The organism is Embleya sp. NPDC127516 (genome assembly GCF_044765325.1).
GTDB lineage: Bacteria > Actinomycetota > Actinomycetes > Streptomycetales > Streptomycetaceae > Embleya.
The window spans coordinates 64774-83167 of sequence record NZ_JBIWJT010000011.1; the positions used below are offsets into that span (position 1 = coordinate 64774).

14 protein-coding genes and 1 pseudogene are annotated in these 18394 nt (G+C 70.4%); 10 read left to right on the forward strand and 5 right to left on the reverse strand.

Annotated elements, in window-relative coordinates; all coding sequences use genetic code 11:
* The first annotated feature begins 103 nt into the window (after window positions 1–103).
* The 6 genes from ACIRL2_RS22100 to ACIRL2_RS22125 all read left to right on the forward strand — a co-directional run bounded on the left by ACIRL2_RS22100 (window position 104) and on the right by ACIRL2_RS22125 (window position 9857).
* Window positions 104–1510 (forward strand): MFS transporter, encoded by a 1407-nt coding sequence (locus ACIRL2_RS22100; RefSeq protein WP_395863371.1) that lies wholly within the window; start codon window positions 104–106, stop codon window positions 1508–1510.
* A 252-nt stretch (window positions 1511–1762) separates the two neighbouring features.
* On the forward strand, window positions 1763–4144 hold the full coding sequence (locus ACIRL2_RS22105; RefSeq protein WP_402234116.1) for a hypothetical protein: 2382 nt from the start codon (window positions 1763–1765) through the stop codon (window positions 4142–4144).
* Complete coding sequence (locus ACIRL2_RS22110) at window positions 4141–5154, forward strand: phosphotransferase family protein (RefSeq protein ID WP_402234117.1); 1014 nt, start codon at window positions 4141–4143, stop codon at window positions 5152–5154. The genes ACIRL2_RS22105 and ACIRL2_RS22110 overlap by 4 nt, the downstream gene beginning before the upstream one ends.
* Window positions 5155–5846: 692 nt before the next feature.
* Window positions 5847–7628, forward strand: a complete 1782-nt coding sequence (locus tag ACIRL2_RS22115) for a DEAD/DEAH box helicase (RefSeq protein WP_395863367.1) — start codon at window positions 5847–5849, stop codon at window positions 7626–7628.
* Window positions 7629–8319: 691 nt separating this feature from the next.
* Window positions 8320–8991, forward strand: a complete 672-nt coding sequence (locus ACIRL2_RS22120) for an IclR family transcriptional regulator (protein ID WP_395863365.1) — start codon at window positions 8320–8322, stop codon at window positions 8989–8991.
* 86 nt (window positions 8992–9077) lie between these two features.
* The gene (locus tag ACIRL2_RS22125; RefSeq protein WP_395863363.1) at window positions 9078–9857 is read left to right on the forward strand and encodes a PDZ domain-containing protein; all 780 of its coding nucleotides are present in this window, start codon (window positions 9078–9080) and stop codon (window positions 9855–9857) included.
* A 229-nt stretch (window positions 9858–10086) separates the two neighbouring features.
* Here ACIRL2_RS22125 and ACIRL2_RS22130 read toward each other — a convergent pair whose 3' ends face one another.
* The 4 genes and pseudogenes from ACIRL2_RS22130 to ACIRL2_RS22145 all read right to left on the reverse strand — a co-directional run bounded on the left by ACIRL2_RS22130 (window position 10087) and on the right by ACIRL2_RS22145 (window position 12319).
* On the reverse strand, window positions 10087–10245 hold the full coding sequence (locus ACIRL2_RS22130; protein WP_402234323.1) for a hypothetical protein: 159 nt from the start codon (window positions 10243–10245) through the stop codon (window positions 10087–10089).
* Window positions 10227–11021, reverse strand: a pseudogene (locus ACIRL2_RS22135) (ABC transporter ATP-binding protein); the annotation flags it as partial. The pseudogene ACIRL2_RS22135 and the gene ACIRL2_RS22130, both read right to left, overlap by 19 nt.
* Window positions 11014–11655, reverse strand: coding sequence for an ABC transporter permease (locus tag ACIRL2_RS22140; RefSeq protein ID WP_402234314.1), 642 nt, complete (start codon window positions 11653–11655; stop codon window positions 11014–11016). The pseudogene ACIRL2_RS22135 and the gene ACIRL2_RS22140, both read right to left, overlap by 8 nt.
* 193 nt (window positions 11656–11848) lie before the next feature.
* On the reverse strand, window positions 11849–12319 hold the full coding sequence (locus ACIRL2_RS22145) for an Lrp/AsnC family transcriptional regulator (protein WP_395863361.1): 471 nt from the start codon (window positions 12317–12319) through the stop codon (window positions 11849–11851).
* A gap of 72 nt (window positions 12320–12391) precedes the next feature.
* Here ACIRL2_RS22145 and ACIRL2_RS22150 point away from each other — a divergent pair, with 72 nt between their 5' ends.
* A complete protein-coding gene (locus ACIRL2_RS22150) occupies window positions 12392–13759 on the forward strand; it encodes an FAD-binding oxidoreductase (RefSeq protein ID WP_395863359.1) in 1368 nt (455 codons plus the stop codon).
* 745 nt (window positions 13760–14504) lie between these two features.
* Complete coding sequence (locus ACIRL2_RS22155; RefSeq protein WP_395863357.1) at window positions 14505–15395, forward strand: helix-turn-helix domain-containing protein; 891 nt, start codon at window positions 14505–14507, stop codon at window positions 15393–15395.
* 128 nt (window positions 15396–15523) lie between these two features.
* Here the strand turns inward: ACIRL2_RS22155 and alaS are convergent, their stop codons facing one another.
* On the reverse strand, window positions 15524–16816 hold the full coding sequence (gene alaS, locus ACIRL2_RS22160) for an alanine--tRNA ligase (RefSeq protein ID WP_395863355.1): 1293 nt from the start codon (window positions 16814–16816) through the stop codon (window positions 15524–15526).
* 220 nt (window positions 16817–17036) lie between these two features.
* Between alaS and ACIRL2_RS22165 the strand changes: the two genes are divergently transcribed.
* Entirely contained in the window at window positions 17037–17399 is a 363-nt protein-coding gene (locus ACIRL2_RS22165) for a hypothetical protein (protein ID WP_395863353.1), read from the forward strand.
* A 109-nt stretch (window positions 17400–17508) separates the two neighbouring features.
* Window positions 17509–18315 carry an SDR family NAD(P)-dependent oxidoreductase gene (locus tag ACIRL2_RS22170; protein ID WP_395863351.1) on the forward strand — a complete coding sequence of 269 codons (807 nt, stop codon included), beginning with the start codon at window positions 17509–17511 and terminating at the stop codon, window positions 18313–18315.
* Window positions 18316–18394: the final 79 nt, after the last annotated feature.

The window sequence follows — 18394 nt, forward strand, 5'->3', positions numbered from 1 at the left end:
CCGCTTGCCTGCCGGGCCTGCGTTCCGTGCCCGCCGGTCGGCCCGAGAGGTGGGCGGATCGTATTGATAAGTACTTCCATATGGCAGGGTCTAGGCTGTCTCGGTGACAGCCCTGGGAGAGTCGAAGTCCGCACGACGCAGTGTTGGGAAATCCGACGACGGGGAGCCCGGTGTACTGACCCGGCCCTATCTCCACCTCACCCTCGGGATCGTGTCGGTCGTCCTGCTGATCGCCTTCGAGGCGATGGCGGTCGGCACCGCGATGCCGGTGGCGGTCGAGGAACTGGACGGCGTGCCGCTGTACGCCCTGGCCTTCTCCGCGTTCTTCACCACGAGCCTGCTCGCCATGGTGGTCTCCGGCGAATGGTGTGACGCGCGTGGACCCCGGCTGCCGCTGTTCGGCGGAATCGGGGCGTTCGCGGCCGGACTCGTGTTGGCCGGCACGGCGCAGTCGATGTGGCCGTTCATCGTGGGCCGGGCCGTGCAGGGCCTCGGCGGCGGGCTCGTGATCGTGTCGCTGTACGTGGTGGTCGGCAAGGCGTACCCGTCCGCGCTGCGCCCCCGCGTGTTCTCGGCGTTCTCGGCGGCGTGGGTGCTGCCCTCGATCGTCGGGCCGCCGGTGTCCGGCCTGGTCACCGATCACCTGGGCTGGCGGTGGGTGTTCCTGGCCATCCCGGTGCTCGTGGCGCTGCCGATCGTGATGATGTTGCCGCAGCTCAAGCGGATGGCGAGCGAGCCCGACCCGGACGCGCGGATGAACCGCCGCCGGATCGGCGCGGCGGTCGGCGCCTCGGTGGGCGCGGGCATGTTGCAGTACGGCGGCCAACACCTGAGCGTGGTGGGCGTGTTGCTGCTGGTCGCGGGTTTGGCGCTGATGGCGGTGACGGTACCCCGGCTGCTGCCGGCGGGCACGCTGCGCGCGGTACGCGGATTGCCGACGGTGATCCTGTCCCGGGGCGTGCTGGCCGGTGCCTTCTTCGCGGTCGAGTCGTTCGTACCACTGATGCTGATCAGCGAACACGGCCTGTCGCCGACCCAGGCGGGACTGACCTTGACCGTGGGCGCGTTGTCCTGGGCGGTCGGCTCCTGGTACCAGGGCCGCTCACCACACGAGCGCCGGCCGCGCCTGGTCCAACTGGGCTTCCTGTTCGTGGCGATCGCGATCGGCGGGGCGCTGCTGGCCCTGATCCCGGGCATGTCCCCGTACACGGTCACCGTGGGCTGGTTCTTCGGCGGCGCGGGCATGGGCATGGCCGTCTCCTCGGTGAGCGTGCTCACCCTCGACCTGTCCACACCCGAGGAGTCCGGCACCAACTCCTCATCGCTCCAGGTCGCCGACTCGCTCGGCACGATCGTCATGGTCGGCCTGGCCGGCGCCATCTTCGCCGCACTCCACGAGGGCACCGGCCAGGACGCGGGCGTCTTCACCCTGATCTTCGCCATCATGCTCACCATCTCCCTCCTCGGCGCCCTCCTGGCCCCCAGAGTCCGCCCCCACACCCCCTCCTGACCGAAACCAAGCCACGCGGGAAGCCGGCGGGGAGGCGTTGATCGAGGGCGAATTCGTTACGGTTCCCGGACTGCGCGACTACCCTGAGTCCCGGGTGCCTGCTGCGGTGCGGGCTTCGGGGATGGGGACCTCATGCCATTGCAACCGCGATTTCGTAGGTCGGCGGGTTCTCAGCGCCGGTTCGTCGATCGGGAAGAGGCGACGGCGGTCTTCGAGGGCGCGTGGGATGCCCGTGGGGACGGTCTACGGGTCGTGAACGTGACCGGCGTCGGCGGGATCGGGAAGTCGCGGTTCCTGCGCGAGTGTCAGTCACGACTGGAGTCCGAGGCTCGAACGGTGCTGCTCGACCTCCAGATCCCGGCGTTGCGTGAGCAGGACGCGGCGCTCGCGGTGCTGCGCTCCAATCTCGGCGCCCAGGGCGCCTCGTTTCCGCGATACGACCTCGCATATCTCGCCCTGTGGCAGCGCCTGCACCCCCATCTGCAGATTTCCCTCGCCGATGTGGCGGCCCGACAGCAGAGCGAGGTTCTGGCCGATCTCGCGGACGCGGTGGGCGGGCTGCCGATCTTTCGGACCGTGGGCGGACTGCTCCGCGTCGCCGGTCGGTCATCCGAGAGGTTCAGGCGGTGGCGATGGCTCAAGAACGACGAGACCCTGCACCGGCTCGACGAACTCGACCCCGCCGAACTCGCCGACGCCGCCACGTTCCTGTTCGCCGAGGACCTGCGCAGCGCGAGCGCGGAGCGGCCATACCTCGTCTGCGTCGACGCGTACGAGGCGTTGGTGGGCGGGAGCACCCGAGCGGGGCGGACCGCAGGGCTCGACGCCTGGTTGCGGGACCTCGTGTCGCAGTTGGACCGAGGCCTGGTGCTGATCGCGAGCCGAGAGCCGCTGGGCTGGGAGGCGTACGACAGCCAGTGGACCGCGCATCTGATCCCCCTGCCCCTGGACGGGCTGCCCATGACTGCGCGCGTCGAACTACTCGAAGCGCACGGGGTATCCGACGTCCGCGCACGCACCGCCCTGGCCAGGGCCAGTTCCGGTGTGCCGTTCTACCTGAACCTGGCCCTGGACGCGGACACCGGCGCGGATCGGGGCGACAGCGCGTTGACGCCGGCCGTGTCGGGGGAGGAGATCCTCGAACGGTTTCTCCAGCACGTGGACGCGCAAGAGGTCCGGCTGCTCGAAGTCCTCGCCGTGGCGCGCACGATCGACTACGACATCTTCCGCACGGTCGCGGCGGCGTTCGGGCTGTCGGCGGATCGGCGGACCTGGGAGACGTTGACCGCGTACTCCTTCGTCCAGCCGGCGGGTGCCGAGCGGTTCCAGTTGCACCAACTGATGGCGACCGAGCTGAGGGCACGCCAGACGACGGCGACGCGTCAGGCCGTACATCGCGTGTTGCGGGCCCTGTGGCGGGCCCGGGCCGACAACGTGGCGACGAACGTGGCGACGGGAGTCGCGAGCACGCGTCGCACGACGGGCGTGCACCTGCGCGAGGTGGCCTTCCACAGCATGTACGCCGGTGAGTTCGAGCCCGGTGATCTGCTCACGCTCGCGGCGGAGATCGCCGCGAGCGGCGGCATTCGGTCCCTGGGCGGAGTCGTCGAGGACGTTCGGCGGTTCTGTGCGGCGGACGACCGACCGCGCGCCGAACTGGAGATGGCCGCGCGCTGCGTCGAGGCCGAGACCGCGATCCTGGTCGGAGACGCCGAGCATGCCGAGGTCTTGACCCGGGGGTTGGCGGGTGTCGAGGGCGGCAGTTCGGCCCAGGTGCGGCTGGCACTGGCCGGCGCGGACGCGTTGCGGATGCTCGGACGGACCTCGGAGGCGCTCACCCGGTACTCGTCGTTGTGGCAGCAGGCCACGGTTCCCGAGGCCCGAAGCGCGGCGTTGTGGGCAGCCGACCTCTACATGGCCGGCGGGCGCTTTCTCGACGCGGAGAACGTGGTCAACGGGCTCACCGCCACACTGCATCGCGACGAGCACCTGTTGCGTGGGGACACGGCGAGGCTGATCCACCTGGGTCGGCGGTTCGCGTTCGACTTCCCGGCCGCCCGCAGCAACCTGGATCAGGCACAACTGCACTACCTGGAAGCCGGATCCGCGGTCCGCCTGGCGAATCTGGTGGTCAATCGCGCCGAGTTCCTGGCCTGGACCGAACCCGAGCACGCCGGTGACGTGGCGGACGAGGCGATCGCGGTGCAGCGCGACATCGGCGCCCTGCACGAGTTGGGCAAGGCGTACACGGCCAAGGCGCTGGCTCTGCTTCGGTGCGGGCGCGTCGTCGAGGCCGAGGCGTCGTCGGACACCGCCCTGGAGGTCCTCGGACGTGCGCGTTACCGTTCGGGCACCGCCCGCGCCCAACTGGTCCGGGCCCTCGTGCTGCTCCGCCGCGGCGAATCCGAGAACGCCCGCGGTACCGCGGAATGGGCGATTCGTGAATTCGAGGGTGCCGAGGTGTATCCGACCCTTGTGCTCGCTTCCTTGCAGGTGCTGCGCAGAGCCGGCCTGGAACGACCGGTTCACGCGGCCTCTCTCGCGCGAGCCCGCGCGGCGATCCGTCCGGTCGACTCCCTGGAGGCGTTGGAGGGAAGAGTCGACGCATGGGTCGCCACCATCCTGGGGGAATGAGCATGAAGCCGGATCCGCTGACGCTCTATCGCACGGCACGTGAATCGGGAATCAGTGCTTCCGGGTTCTACAACGACAACGTGCGATCCGAGACGGACGACGGGCCGGTGATCGTCCGGATCCCGATTCACGGTGCGGACGGCATGGATCTGCGCGTGTGGCCGGAACAGGACGTGATCCGGGCGGTCGCGCCGTGGATCTCGGTGATCCCCGACGTATTGCACGTCTCGGACGATCCGGCGTTCCAGATCCACCGGTTCATCCCGGGTGACGTGCTGGACGTGCTCGCGCCACGCGGGCGGTCGGTGCCCGTGCACCTGGCGGGAGACGTGGTGGGCTTCTTCCGGGACCTGTCCAGGGTGCCGCTCGACGTGCTTCCCGCGTTGCCCGCGGATTGGCCCAAGGACGGGGACACCGCCGGGTTCGGGGCGCGTCTCTCGGCGGTCACCGCCGACGTCTGGCGGCGCTTCCGGACGCCTTATGCGTCGCTGTACGCGGCGTTGGGGGTCCCGGCGGATCCGCTCGCCCGGGTGGAAGCGGACTGGTCCGCCCTGACGTGTCGGCCGTTTCGCGCGTTGCACTGTGACGTCCATCGCAAGAACGTCATCGTGGCCGCTGGTCGGACCTACTTCCTCGACTGGGAACTCGCCCTCTGGGGGGACCCGTTGTACGACCTGGCCGTACACCTGCACAAGATGGACTACTTCCCCGACGAAGCCGACGCGGTGCGGAGCGGCTGGTTCGCGGCGATGCCCGACGACGTACGCACCGAGGCCCTCGCGGATCTTCCCGTGTACATCCGGCACGAACGCGTCAAGTCGGCTCTCGTCGACACGGTGCGGTACTCCAAGTTGATCCTGGCCGCGGTCGACGCGGCGACCGAGGCCCGGCTCGTGGGTTCACTGACCACGAAACTCAACCGGGCCCGGGTCGTGTGGGGCGTGGGCGACCCGCTGGACCCCGGGGAGATCCGGCGCATTCTCGTCGTGCACGGTCCTGTGCGGGAGTGAGCTCGGCGGGCGGCGGAGGTGGTCGGTGAGGAGGAAGCCGACACGGGCTCCGGCGCCGAAGAGGCTGTGGAAGGCGGGGAGGGGCCGGCGATGGTGGCGCCCGAGGCGATCGTGGAGGACACCGCGTTGCCGGTGAGGTGGTCGGTTTTGCGGAGTTGGCGGGCGAGCAGTGGGGGGGTGTCGGGTTGGGCGCGGGAGTGCGGGTCGGGGGCGTCGTGAGCGGGCCGGCGTGCAGGTCGATGGACGGGGCTTTCGTGAGGGGTGTGGGGGGATCGTGTCGAGGGGGGCGTGTGAGGAGGGCGTTCCGGAGGGCGAGGCGGGCGGGGGCGCGGCCTCGCGGCAGGCGGCCGAGGGCGATCGCGGCGAGTGCGCCGGGCAGGGCAGGCGGGTATGTGGGCGTGCGGTCCTGGGGGCGGAGCGGGCGAAGTGGCCGGGTGGCTCGCGCTCGGGGCGAGGCGGGGCGGGCGTGGGTGAGTGAGTCGTGGTTTGTCGGGGCGTGGTCGGGACGCGCCGGAGATCGGCCGGGAGGGTGGGTTCGAGGGGCCGGTCTGGTCGGTGTTCCCAGTGGAATCGCCGTTCGGTGGCCCGGGTTTCGGGGCGTGGGAGTCGTGGGCGCGCGGAATCGGGCAGGGGCTCGGGTAGCCTGATCGCTTGCCCTCGATCGCCCCTCGGCCTGGAGCAGACCCGTCGCAGTGAGTACCGCAGCCGCGTCCCATCTGTCCCCGGCCTTCCCGAACCGTGCCTCCTGGGGCACCGCGAACAAGCTGCGCGCATGGCAGCAGGGGGCCCTCGACACCTACCTCGCACGCCAACCGCGCGACTTCCTCGCGGTGGCCACGCCGGGCGCCGGCAAGACCACGTTCGCGCTGCGGATCGCCTCCGAACTGCTGGACGCGCACGTGATCCACCAGATCACCATCGTCGCGCCGACCGAGCACCTCAAGAAGCAGTGGGCCGAGGCCGCCGCGCGCATAGGCCTGCGGATCGACCCGAACTATTCGAGCTCGTCGGGCCCGGTGTCCCGCGAGTACCACGGCATCGCGGTCACCTACGCGGGCGTGGGCGTGCATCCCATGTTGCACCGCCGCCGGGTGGAGAACCGCAAGACGCTGGTGATCCTGGACGAGATCCACCACGCGGGCGACAGCAAGTCGTGGGGCGAGGCGTGCATGGAGGCGTTCGAGCCGGCCACCCGCCGGCTCGCGCTGACCGGCACGCCGTTCCGCTCGGACATCAACCCGATCCCGTTCGTCGCGTACGAGGAGGGAAAGGACGGGATCCGCCGCTCGTCCGCCGACTACACCTACGGCTACGGCCACGCGCTCTCGGACGGCGTGGTGCGCCCGGTCATCTTCCTGTCGTACTCGGGCGACCTGCGCTGGCGGACCAAGGCCGGCGACGAGATCGCGGCCTCGCTCGGCGAGCCGATGACCAAGGACGCGATCAGCCAGGCCTGGCGTACCGCGCTGGATCCGCAGGGCTCGTGGATGCCGCAGGTGTTGCGGGCCGCCGACAAGCGGCTGGGCGAGGTACGCAAGGCCATCCCGGACGCCGGCGGCCTGGTGATCGCCACCGACCACGAGTCGGCTCGGGCGTACGCGCGGATGATCCGCGAGATCACCGGACAGGGCGCCACCCTGGTGTTGTCCGACGACGTCGGCGCGTCGAAGAAGATCGAGGACTTCTCCGCGTCCGAGGACCGCTGGATGGTCGCGGTGCGGATGGTGTCCGAGGGCGTGGACGTACCCCGCCTCTCGGTGGGCGTGTTCGCCACCACGATCTCCACGCCGCTGTTCTTCGCGCAGGCCGTGGGGCGCTTCGTCCGGGCCCGACGCCGGGGCGAGACCGCGTCGGTGTTCCTGCCCTCCGTGCCGACGCTGCTCCAGCACGCGAACGAGATGGAGATCGAGCGCGACCACGTGCTGGACCGCCCGAAGAAGGAGGGCGGGATGTACGACGAGGAGGACGCCCTCCTCGCGCAGGCCAACGCGCAGAAGGACGAGCCGGGGCAGCAGGAGGAGTTCGCGTTCGAGGCGCTGGAGAGCGAGGCGCGCTTCGACCGGGTGTTGTTCGACGGCGCGGAGTTCGGGCTTCAGGCGCACGTGGGCAGCGAGGAGGAAGAGGAGTACCTCGGCCTTCCCGGGCTGCTCGAACCCGACCAGGTCCAGATGCTGCTCCAGTCCCGGCAGGCCAAGCAGGTGGCCAAGAGCCGGCGCAAGCCGGACCACCAGGCCGACCTGTCGGAGAAGCCAGCCGACCAGCGCCCGGTGGTGACGCACCGTCAGATGACGGCGATGCGCAAGGAACTCAACACGATGGTGGCCGCTTGGCACCACCGCACCGGGCAGACCCACGGGCAGATCCACAACGAGCTGCGCCGGGTATGCGGCGGGCCGGCGGTGGCACAGGCGTCGGCCGGACAGTTGGAGGCGCGGATCGGCAAGATCCGCGAGTGGGCCACGTCCGGGCGCTGAGTCGCGCGGGGGCGGGTTGCCGGGTGGCCGGGGTCGTCACGGGGGCGTCGGGTCATGGGTCAATCGGTCGTCGGGTCATGGGCCGCGGTTGAGGGTCGCGGGTCACCGGATCATTGGCCACCGGATCGTTTGTCGCTGGATCATCGGTCACCAGATCATCGGGTCGCGATCTCGGGCTCGATTGTGCTTTGGTGCCCGGGTGTCGGTACGAGTCCGGTCCGGATGCGATCTGGCTGCGGGTTCGGGGCCGATTGCGGTCGATCCGGGTGTTGATCCGGGTGTCGGTCGAGGTGTCGGTCGAGGTGGCTATCTCATTGGTTGGGACGGTGTGTCCGACTGGTGAGTACGGAGTCGTCCGGCCATGCTCTCGGGAGGACGTGGCGAGGATCGCATTTGGCGAATTACACATTACGTGCTATATGTCCCGAAAGATCTGTTATTTTTCCTGTCCGTATCCCGGATATCCGGTGCCAAAAGTGCCCCCTCTGGTTAGCGTGATCCTCCGACGCGCCGAGCAGGAGAAACCGTCCTGCTCGGACGTGGGAATCCGTTCGGCCTGCCCGCCGAGTGGTGACGAGTACGTGTCCTGGCCCCATGACCTGGCGCCGCACAGCCTCGCGAATGTGGCGTTCCGTTCGGGGATCGAGCGCCGCTGGACGTAATGCAACGTCACGCGAAGGGAGGGGGGCCGGTGGTCGCCGAAACGTCACAGACCCTGGACCGAGGGCTCAAGGTCCTCGAACTGCTCGCCGATGCCTCGGACGGATTGTCGGTACACGACATCGCCGCCGCACTCGGCGTCAACCGCACCGTCGTCTATCGCATCCTCGCCACACTCGAACAGCACGGCCTGGTCCGGCGCGACGACAGCGGCCGCACCACACTCGGCCTGGGCGCGCTGCAACTGGCCCGGCGGGCGCATCCGCTGGTCCGCGACGCGGCGGTGCCGTGTCTGCGCCGGCTCGCCGAGGAGACCGGGGCCACCGCGCACCTGACCATCGTGGACGGCATGGAGGCCCTGGTGGTCGCGGTGGCCGAGCCCACCTGGACCGACTATCACGTGGCCTACCGGGTCGGTTCGCGGCATGCGCTGGACGCGGGCGCGGCGGGACTGGCGATCCTGGCCGCGCGCCGGGTGGTGGCGGGGCTGGACGGGCCCAGGTCCTACGTGTACGCGCCCGGCGACGGTCGGCACACGGTGCCCGGGATCGCGGCCCCGGTGCCCGGTCTCGCCGCCGTCGAGTCGAGCGTCGGGATCGTCTCGCTGGGCAACCTGGACACCGAACGACTGGGCCGCCGGGTGGCCGAGGCGGCGGCGGAGCTGTCCAACGAACTGGGCGGAATGCGCGTCTCCGCCGCATAGGTCGGACGGCGCGACGCGGCGGACGGCCCGGGTCGCGGCGCGGGTGGGGCGAGTCCGGTACGGCGCGTCGGGCGGGGCCGTGTTTAATGCCAGGCGTGGCCCGTACCAAGCTCACCCTCCCGGTGTCTCTGCTCCTCGTCGCGATCCTGTTCGGCTTCGCGTTTCTGGTGCCGATGCCGTACGTCCTGATCACTCCGGGATCGGTGGCCGACACGCTCGGCGACGACGCGGGGCGGCCGGTGGTCGAGATCTCCGGCCCCGCCACGGTGTACCCGACGACCGGGCACCTGTTGTTGACCACGATCCACGCGAGCGGACGCGACGAGAAGCACCGGTTGGCGTCGCTGCTCGGTGCGTGGTGGGACACGGAAGAGGCGGTTGTCCCGAGGAAGTCCGTCTACCCGGACGGCAAATCGATCGAGCAGGTCGTCGAGACCAACACCAAGGACATGGTCAAGTCGCAGGACAGCGCGACCGTCGCGGCGCTGAAGTACCTCGGCAAGACGCCGGACCAGGTCAAGGTCACGCTGCATCTGAGCGATGTCGGCGGGCCGAGTGCGGGACTGTTCTTCGCGCTGGGCATCGTGGACAAGCTGACCGAGGGTCAACTGACGGGCGGGCGGACGATCGCCGGCACGGGGTCGATCGACGGCGATGGCAGGGTCGGCGAGATCGGTGGGCTGCCGATGAAGCTGTTGGCGGCAAAGCGGGCGGGGGCGACGGTGTTCGTGCTGCCGAAGGGGGAGTGCGGGGAGGCTGGGCGGGTGGGGTCCGGTGGGCTTCGATTGGTTCCGGTCGAGACGCTCTCGGGGGCGGTCGACGCTCTCAACGCGTTGAACGCGGGGGGCAAGGTTGCCTCGTGTTGATTTTGGCCTCCTGCGACGGCTGGGCTGGATTGGGTTCGGCTGACCTCATGCGGGGGGTGGGCTGGGTTGGCCTCAAGCGCCGGCCGGGCTGAGTGGCCTCAAACGCCGGCCGGGCTGGATTGTGTTCGGCTGACTCGGGCGCCGGTCGGGCTGGGTTGGCCTCAAGCGCCGGCCGGGCTGAGTCGAGCTTGGCTGGGGTGGCCGCGAGTGCCGGTCTGGCTGAGTGGTCTCACGTGGTCGGGTTGGAGCTTGGGCTGGGGGCTGTGTGGCGCCGGTCGTCCAACAGGAGCACCTCGTCGGCCCCGTGCTCGCGCGCGGACGTGCGGATCGTCTCGATGTCGTCGCGCATCCCCGCTGTGGCGAACGGCTTCACCTCGACGTCGCGCACCCGGGACAGGGTCAGCCGCTTCAGCGCGGCGCCCGCCCGACGAAGCCGGCCACGAACTCGTCGGCCGGGTTGGTCAGGATCGCCTCGGGGGTGTCGTACTGGGCGATGTGCGATTGCTCGCGCAGCACCACGATCCTGTCGCCGAGCTTGACCGCCTCGTCGAAGTCGGGCGTGAAGAACACGATCGTCTTGTGCAACTCGTGCTGGATCCGGATGAGTTGGTCCTGGAGGTGGCCGCGTGTGATCGGGTCCACCGCGCCGAACGGCTCGTCCATCAACAACACCGGCGGGTCACCCGCGAGTGCTCGCGCGACGCCGACCCGCTGTTGTTGACCGCCGGAGAGTCGGCGCGGATATCGGTTGCGGAACTCGGCGCTGTCCAGGCCCACGGTCTCCAGGAGTTCGTCCACCCGGGTGGACACCTTCGACCGGCTCCAGCCGAGCATCCTCGGTACCAGCGCGATGTTCTGACCGACCGTCATGTGCGGGAACAGGCCGCTGTTCCGGATCGCGTAGCCGATCTTGCGGCGCAACTTGACCGGATCCAGGCGGGTGACGTCCCGATCGTCGATCGAGATCAGCCCCGAGGTCGGCTCGATCAGCCGGTTGATCATCTTCATCGTGGTGGTCTTGCCGCTGCCGGACGGGCCGACGAACACCACGAGTTGGCCGGCCGGGATCTCCAGGGTGAGCCGATCGACCGCGGCCGTCCGCTGCCCGGGGAAGTGCTTGGTGAGCTCTTCGAGTCGAATCGTCGCGCCGGTGACGTCAGTCACGGGTTCCCCCGGAAACGGTCAGCCGGCCGAGGAGCACGTACGCGGCGTCGAAGAGGAGGAGCGGCACGACCACGCCCAGGGTGCCCACCCAGGCCGCGTCGATCGCGTTCTCGCTGCCCAGGCGGGCCAGTCCGGTGAAGATCCCGTTGCCCAGTCCCGGACCCGACACATAGGCGGCGATCGCCGCGATGCCCATGATCATCCGGGTGGACACCCGGATGCCGGTGAGCAGCGCGGGCCACGCGAGCGGCAATTCGACGCGGAGCAGGATCACCGCCCGGTTCATCCCGATTCCGCGTGCGGCGTCCACAAGCTGTGGATCCACGCCGGCCAGACCCACGATGGCGTTGCGCACGATCGGCAGCAGCGCGACCACTGCGACCACGGTCGGTGCGACACCGAGGCCGAGCAGCGGGATCAGCAGGCCGAGCAGCGCGAACGAGGAAATGGTCAGGATGGTCGCGGTGGTGCCGATCGCGATCCGGGACGCGAGCGCGCTGCGGTAGGCGGCGATCGCCACCACGATCCCGATCAGCGTCGCGATCACCATGCACTGGAGCACGGTGCTCGCGTGCGTCCAGGTCTCGATCCAAAGCTGCTCGCGGCGGCTGGAGACGTAGTCCCAGAAGCTCAACACAGCCCTTCCCGCGAACCCGGTGGTGACCGCGGTCGGTTACCGTCGCCGGACGTGCGGGAAACGCGGGATGGGCCGAGCGGGTCCGATTCGTCACCCGTTCCGGTGCGCTGTCACCCGTCCGGCTCGGTTCCGCCGCCCGTGACCCGCACCCGTCTTCCCGGCCCGGCGTTCACCCGCGCGGGCGCCGCCGTCAGCCGTCCGTCACCGCACATTCCACCAGGGGCAACACCCGGTAGGGCACCGGGTTCTCCAGAGCGATCGTGGTGGACGCGCGGACCACCCCGTCCAGTTCGATGATCTGCTCGATCACCCGTTGCAGGTCCGCGTTCGAGCGCGCGACGATCCGGCACAGCAGGTCGCCCCGACCGGTGATCGCGTGCACTTCGAGCACCTGCGGCACACACTCCAGGTCCTTGCGCAGGTCGCGTCCCTGCCCCTGGCGGATCTCCAGAGTGGCGAACGCGGTCACCGAGAAGCCGAGTGTGGCGGGATCCACGTCCGGCCCGAAGCCCCTGATCACCCCTGCCTCGCGCAGGCGATCGAGGCGCGCCTGCACGGTTCCGCGTGCCACCGCGAGCCGGCGCGAACACTCCACGACACCGATCCGCGGTGTTTCCACCAACAGCCGGATCAGCGCGGCATCCAACCGGTCGATCTGCAAGGTGCCCTCCCTCGGGGGACTGGTTTCCCGGTGCCTACCCTGGGGCCATTCACGGCCACACCGGGAGGCAGCATGACCACCGACCTGATCGAGGCATTGCGGGAGGAGCTACCCGCGCACGCCCTGGTGACGGACGCGGACATCGCCGCATCGTACGCGCGCGACATGGCCGGCCTGTGTGCGGCCGGTAACCCTGCGGTGGTGGTCCTGGCCGAGACCACCGAGCAGGTCCGACACGTCATGCGGGTCGCCACGCGACTGCGGGTACCGGTGGTCCCGCAGGGCGCGCGCACCGGCCTGTCCGGCGGCGCCAACGCCGTCGACGGCTGCATCGTGCTCTCGCTGGTCCGGATGAACCGCATCCTGCGGATCGATCCCGTCGACCGCACGGCCGTGGTCGAGGCGGGTGTGATCAACGCCGATCTGTCCAAGGCGACCGCCGAGTACGGCCTGGTCTACCCGCCGGACCCGTCCAGTTGGGAGACCTGCACGATCGGCGGCAACATCGGCACCGGCGCGGGCGGGCTGTGCTGCGTCAAGTACGGGGTGACCGCCGAGTACGTGCTCGGCCTGGACGTGGTGCTCGCCGACGGGGAACTGCTGCGCACCGGACGGCGGACCGCCAAGGGCGTCGCGGGCTACGACCTGACCCGGCTGTTCGTCGGTGCGGAGGGCACCCTCGGCGTGGTCACCCGGGCCACGCTCGCGCTGCGTCCCACGCCGCCGCCCGCGCTGGTGACCGTGGCCCAGTTCGCGAGCACGGGTTCGGCGGCCCGCGCGGTCTCGGCGATCATGGCGGCCGGGCACACCCCCTCGCTGATGGAGCTGATGGACGGCACCACGCTGCGCGCGGTGAACGCGATGGCCAACATGGGTCTGCCGGAGCACAGCGCCGCGCTGCTGCTGATCGCGGTGGACACCCCGGAGCCCGCGGCCGAGTTGGCCGCGATCGAGGCGATCTGTACCGAGGCCGGCGCGTTCGAGGCGTTCACCGCCGAGGACGCCGAGGACTCGGCGCTGTTCATGCAGGCCCGCCGGCTCGCGCTGCCCGCGCTGGAGCGGCTGGGCACGAGCATGATCGACGACGTCGCGGTGCCGCGCTCGCGGCTGGGGGACATGCTCGACGGGGTGGCCGCGATCGCCGAGCGGCACGACACGGTGATCGGGGTGTGCGCGCACGCGGGGGACGGGAACACCCACCCGATCGTGATCTTCGACGCGACCGACCCGGCGGCGGTCGAGCGGGCCGAGGTGGCGTTCGACGCGATCATGCGCCTGGGCTTGGATCTCGGCGGCACGATCACCGGCGAGCACGGTGTGGGCATGCTCAAGCGGGACTGGCTCGCCGAGGAGCTGGGGCCGGTGGGCGTACGGGTGCATCGGAGCGTCAAGGCGGCGTTCGATCCGCTGGGGATTCTCAACCCGGGGAAGGTGATCTGAGCGGGCGGGGTCGCCGGGACGTGGGGTCGCCGGGACGTGGTGCGCGGGGCTGTGGTGACGTGGGTGGCGAGGCTTGGCCCGGGGCGGGGTCGGGACGGGGCCGGCCCTTGGCTGGGATGCGGTTCGGGCACGCGAGCGGCTGGGGTACGGGCTTGGTAGCGGCCCGGTCGTGGCTCTCGGACACGGGCTCGGTCACCGGCCTGGTCGCGGCTCCGTCGGGGCTCGGTGCGGTGGGTCGGGGTGCATGGCCGGATGTGGTGGTTCGGGACGGTGTTGGTCCTTTGGAAGCCCCACCATGTACTCCTGAGGGGGCATGCCTTGGGGGTAGCTCGGGGTTCGGGTCGTCCTGGGGTAGTAGGCCCGATCGGCACTCCCGGCCGACGCCCGGATGGGGGTACGGCGCCTAGATTCGTTGGTGTCGCTCCTGTTGGGGCGTACGGTGCCGCCCTCTCGGGCGGGGCGGGTTCGGATGGAGGTGGCGGTCGTGGAGAAGCGGGACAGTCGAGAGGTACGGGTCGCGGCGATCGCGCTGCGCCGGCGTCGACAGGCACGCGCCCAGGCCACCGCCCGACTCGTCACCGCGATCCGCCGCGCCGCCTGATCCCGGACCGGGCCGCGCGATCACGGCGCATGCATGCGGCCTTCGATCACCGCGTGCGTCCCTGTGGATCGCTCAACCGGGGACTGCCGATCCAGGGACAAGTGGTCCCTGGTTACCGGGCTCGGGAGCGCCGATCCTGAGGGCATGAACGATCGACGCGAACTGGCCGACTTCCTGGTGTGCAGCCGCGGCCGGCTCTCCCCGGCGGATGTGGGGCTGCCCGACGGGGCCCGACGGCGAACCGCCGGGCTGCGGCGTGAGGAGGTCGCGCGACTTGCCGGGATGTCGGTCGACTATTACGCGCGACTGGAACAGAACCGGGGTCCCAACCCGTCGCCGCAACTTCTCGCCGCGCTGGCCCGCGCGCTGCGGTTGGACCGGGCCGGTCGCGATCATCTCTTCCACCTGGCCGGGCAGGTGCCGCCGGGACGGTCGTCGGGGTGCGACGAGCACGTGTCGCCGGCGCTGCTGCTGATGCTTGACCGGTTGCACGACGTACCGGCGCAGGTGCTGTCGGATCTGGGCGACGTGCTGGCGCAGAACGCGATGGCGATGGCGCTGATGGGGCCGAACGTCGGGCGCAACCTCCTGGTGCGGTGGTTCACCGAGCCGGCTTCGCGGGTGCGCTATCGGGCGGTGGACGTGGAGGGGATGTCCCGGGCTTACGTGGCGGATCTGCGCGCCGCGGGTGAGCTGCGGAGGCACGGCGCTCGGCCGGCGGCGCTGGTGGCGCGATTGCGCTCGGAGTCGGCGGAGTTCGCGGCGCTGTGGGATGCGGGGCGGGCGTGGCCGCCCGGGGCGGATGTGCGTGGGGTGGCTGGGCGGCGTGAGGCGGAGGAGACGATTCGGCATCCGGAGGTCGGGGAGATCGCCTTGCGGTGCCAGGTGCTCGATGCCGTGGAGGCGGCGCAGCGGATGGTCGTGTACACGGCGGCGCCCGGGAGTTCGGCGGCGGATCGGTTGGCGTTGCTGCGGGTGGTGGGCGTGCAGGTCTTGTTCGGGGCGGTGGCCCCGGATGCGAATCGGGTCGAGTGACGCGGTTGGCCTCAAGCGCCGGTGGGACCGGGTGGCCTCATGCGCCGGCCGGGTCGAGTGGCCTCACGCCCCGCCCGGGCCGAGTTGTTCGGTGCCCGGGCGGGCTGAGGTGGGTGCTCGGGGTGGGGTCAGGGGTGGTGCGGGAGGAGGGTGGTCAGGTCGGATCGGTTCACGGTCAGGCCGGATTCCTGGGCTGCTTCGATGCTCAGGTCGGGTGGGAAGCCGTGTGAGTCGTAGAGGGTGAAGATCGTTTCCGCGGGGAGGTCGGGTTCGCCCGCTTCGAGGCGGCGGCGGATTGCCTTGTCGAGGAGGCGGGTGCCTCGGGTGAGGGTGCGGTCGAAGGAATCCTCCTCGCGGGTGGTCTCGGATTCGATCAGGGACGCCGCTTGGCTGAGTTCGGGCCAGGTGGGGCCGAGGTTCGCGACCACGCTCGCGGTGGTCGGCGGCAGGATCGGGCCCTGGATGCCGAGGCGACGGCCGTGTCGGATCGCTCTGCGCATCAGCCGGCGCAGCACGTAGCCGGTGCCCTCCTTGCTCGGTCGGATGCCGTCCGCGAGGAGGAACGCGATCGCCCGGGCGTGGTCGGTGACCACTTCGAAGGACACTCGGCCGGGGTCGTCGCGGTCGAGGCGGGAGTGGTCCCGGCCCGCCAGTTCCTCCACGCTCGTGAGGGTGGGGCGCAGCAGGTCGGTCCCGATGACGCCGTCGACGCCTTGGAGTACGGTCGCGAGTCGATCCAGGCCCAGGCCGGTGTCGACGCCGGTGCGTGGGAGGTCGCCCAGTACCGGGAAGCCGCCGCCGGGCTCGGTCTCGCCGCGCACACTGCGCATGAAGACCAGGCTCCACAGTTCGACGAAGCGCTCGGGGTCGACCGCCGGTCCACCCTCACGCCCGAACGCCGGGCCCCGGTCGTAGGTGACGTCGGAGCAGGGTCCGCACGGTCCCGGTACGCCCATCGACCAGAAGTTGTCCGCCGCGCCGAGGCGTTGGATCCGCCCGGACGGGACGCCGACCGAGCGCCAGATCCGCGCCGACTCGTCGTCGTCCTCGTACACGGTGATCCACAGCCGGTCCGGGGAGAGGTCGAAGGGTCCGGTCAGCAGGTCGTACGCGAACCCGATCGCCTCCTCCTTGAAGTAGTCGCCGAAGGAGAAGTTGCCGAGCATTTCGAAGAAGGTCGAGTGCCGGCGGGTGTGCCCGATGTTGTCGATGTCCACGGTGCGCACGCACTTTTGTACCGAGGTCGCCCGGGGGAATCCGGGCTCGACGTCGCCCAGGAACCACGGCTTGAACTGGTTCATCCCCGCGTTGGACACGAGCAGGCTCGGATCGGGCGGCAGCAGCGACCCGGACGGTACGAGGCGGTGGCCGCGCGTGGTGAAGAAATCGAGGAAGGTGGAACGGATCTGTGGGGAGAGCATGGCGAATCGGCCTTCGCGAGAGCAGCGGGCGGTGGGGGTACACACACGCCGAGCCGGGCCGAGCCGCGCTATCGCGCTCGGTTTGCCGGCCCGACGCCGGTAGCTCGCTGCCCGTGGATCCGCATGCCTCGACGATACCCGACCCCGCATCGGAGTCGAGTGGATTTCCGCGCCGCGCACCCGCGCCGCGCGCCGGCCGGCATGCCCTACCGTGACGGTCATGAGCGAGCAGCCACGCGGTGAGGTACCGGTCGGCCCGGGCGCCGACCTGCGTCCGGACATGGCCGATCGGCTGCGCTCCTACTGGGGCTTCTCCGCGCAGCGCGAACGCCAGGCGGCGATCGGGCGGGCCGCGCCGCGCAAGCGCCGGCACGTCGAGGTGCAGTGCGGCAAGTGCGGTTCGACCAAGGTGAGCACCGACATCGTCGGTGACTACGTGTGCGGCTCGTGCGCCGCGCGCTGGCGTCCGCCGACCGCCGCGGACGGTCCCACGTGCCCGGAGTGCGGCTCGGGCAAGGTGTCCTCGATGCCGTACGGGGACCGCAAGTGCCGGGACTGTGATCATCAGTGGCGGCCGAGCTGACCTGCGGTTCCACAGGGGAGCCCGGGTCTTGTCGGGCCGGGGAGCCCTTGTTTTCCATGGCTGTTGCGGATACCCACGAGGTCGAACGATCAACGTGGGAGGCAGCGCCATGGCAGGACGTCTTCAGGACCACGTCGCGGTGATCACCGGCTCCGGGGCGGGCATCGGGCGCGGGATCGCCCGGCGGTTCGCGGCCGAGGGGTGCCGGATCCTGGTCAACGACATCAAAGCGGAGTCGGCGGATCGGGTCGCGGCCGAGATCACCGAGGCGTTCGGTGTCGAGACGTTCGCGGTCGTCGCCGATGTCACGGTCAAGGCGGACGCGGTCGGTCTGGTCGAGGCCGCGCTGGCCCGGTGGGGCCGATTGGACACGCTGGTGAACAACGCGTGGGGCGGTGGGCGGATCAACCGCTTGGAGAACAAGACGGACGAGATGTTCCGGCACGGTCTGGACATGGCCCTGTGGGCCGGGTGGTGGACGATGCGCGCGGCGTTCGAGCCGATGCGGGACGCGGGTGGCGGCAGCGTGATCAACATCGCCAGCCTGAACGGGGTCAACGCGCACCGGTTCACCGCCGAGTACAACGTCGGCAAAGAGGCGCTGCGCGCGCTCACCCGCTCGGCCGCGCGCGAGTGGGCGCCGCATCAGATCCGGGCCAACGTCATCTGCCCGGGGGCGAAGACGGAGGCGTTCGCCGCCTTCGCCAGGGTGAACCCGGAGGCCGCCGCGACCGCCGAGGCGGCCAACCCGATGGGTCGGATGGGCGACCCGGAGACCGACATCGGCGGGGCGGCGCTGTTCCTGGCCAGTGACGATGCGCGCTACGTCACCGGCAACACGCTGTTCGTCGGCGGCGGGACGCACATCAACGGGTCGACCTGGGCGCCGACGCCGGAGGAGGATCGGCTCGGCTAGCCGTCGATGTCCTGGATATCCGGTCATAATCGGTCGAAATCCCGTGACGCCCACCACCCTTGCGAGTAATCGTCAAACT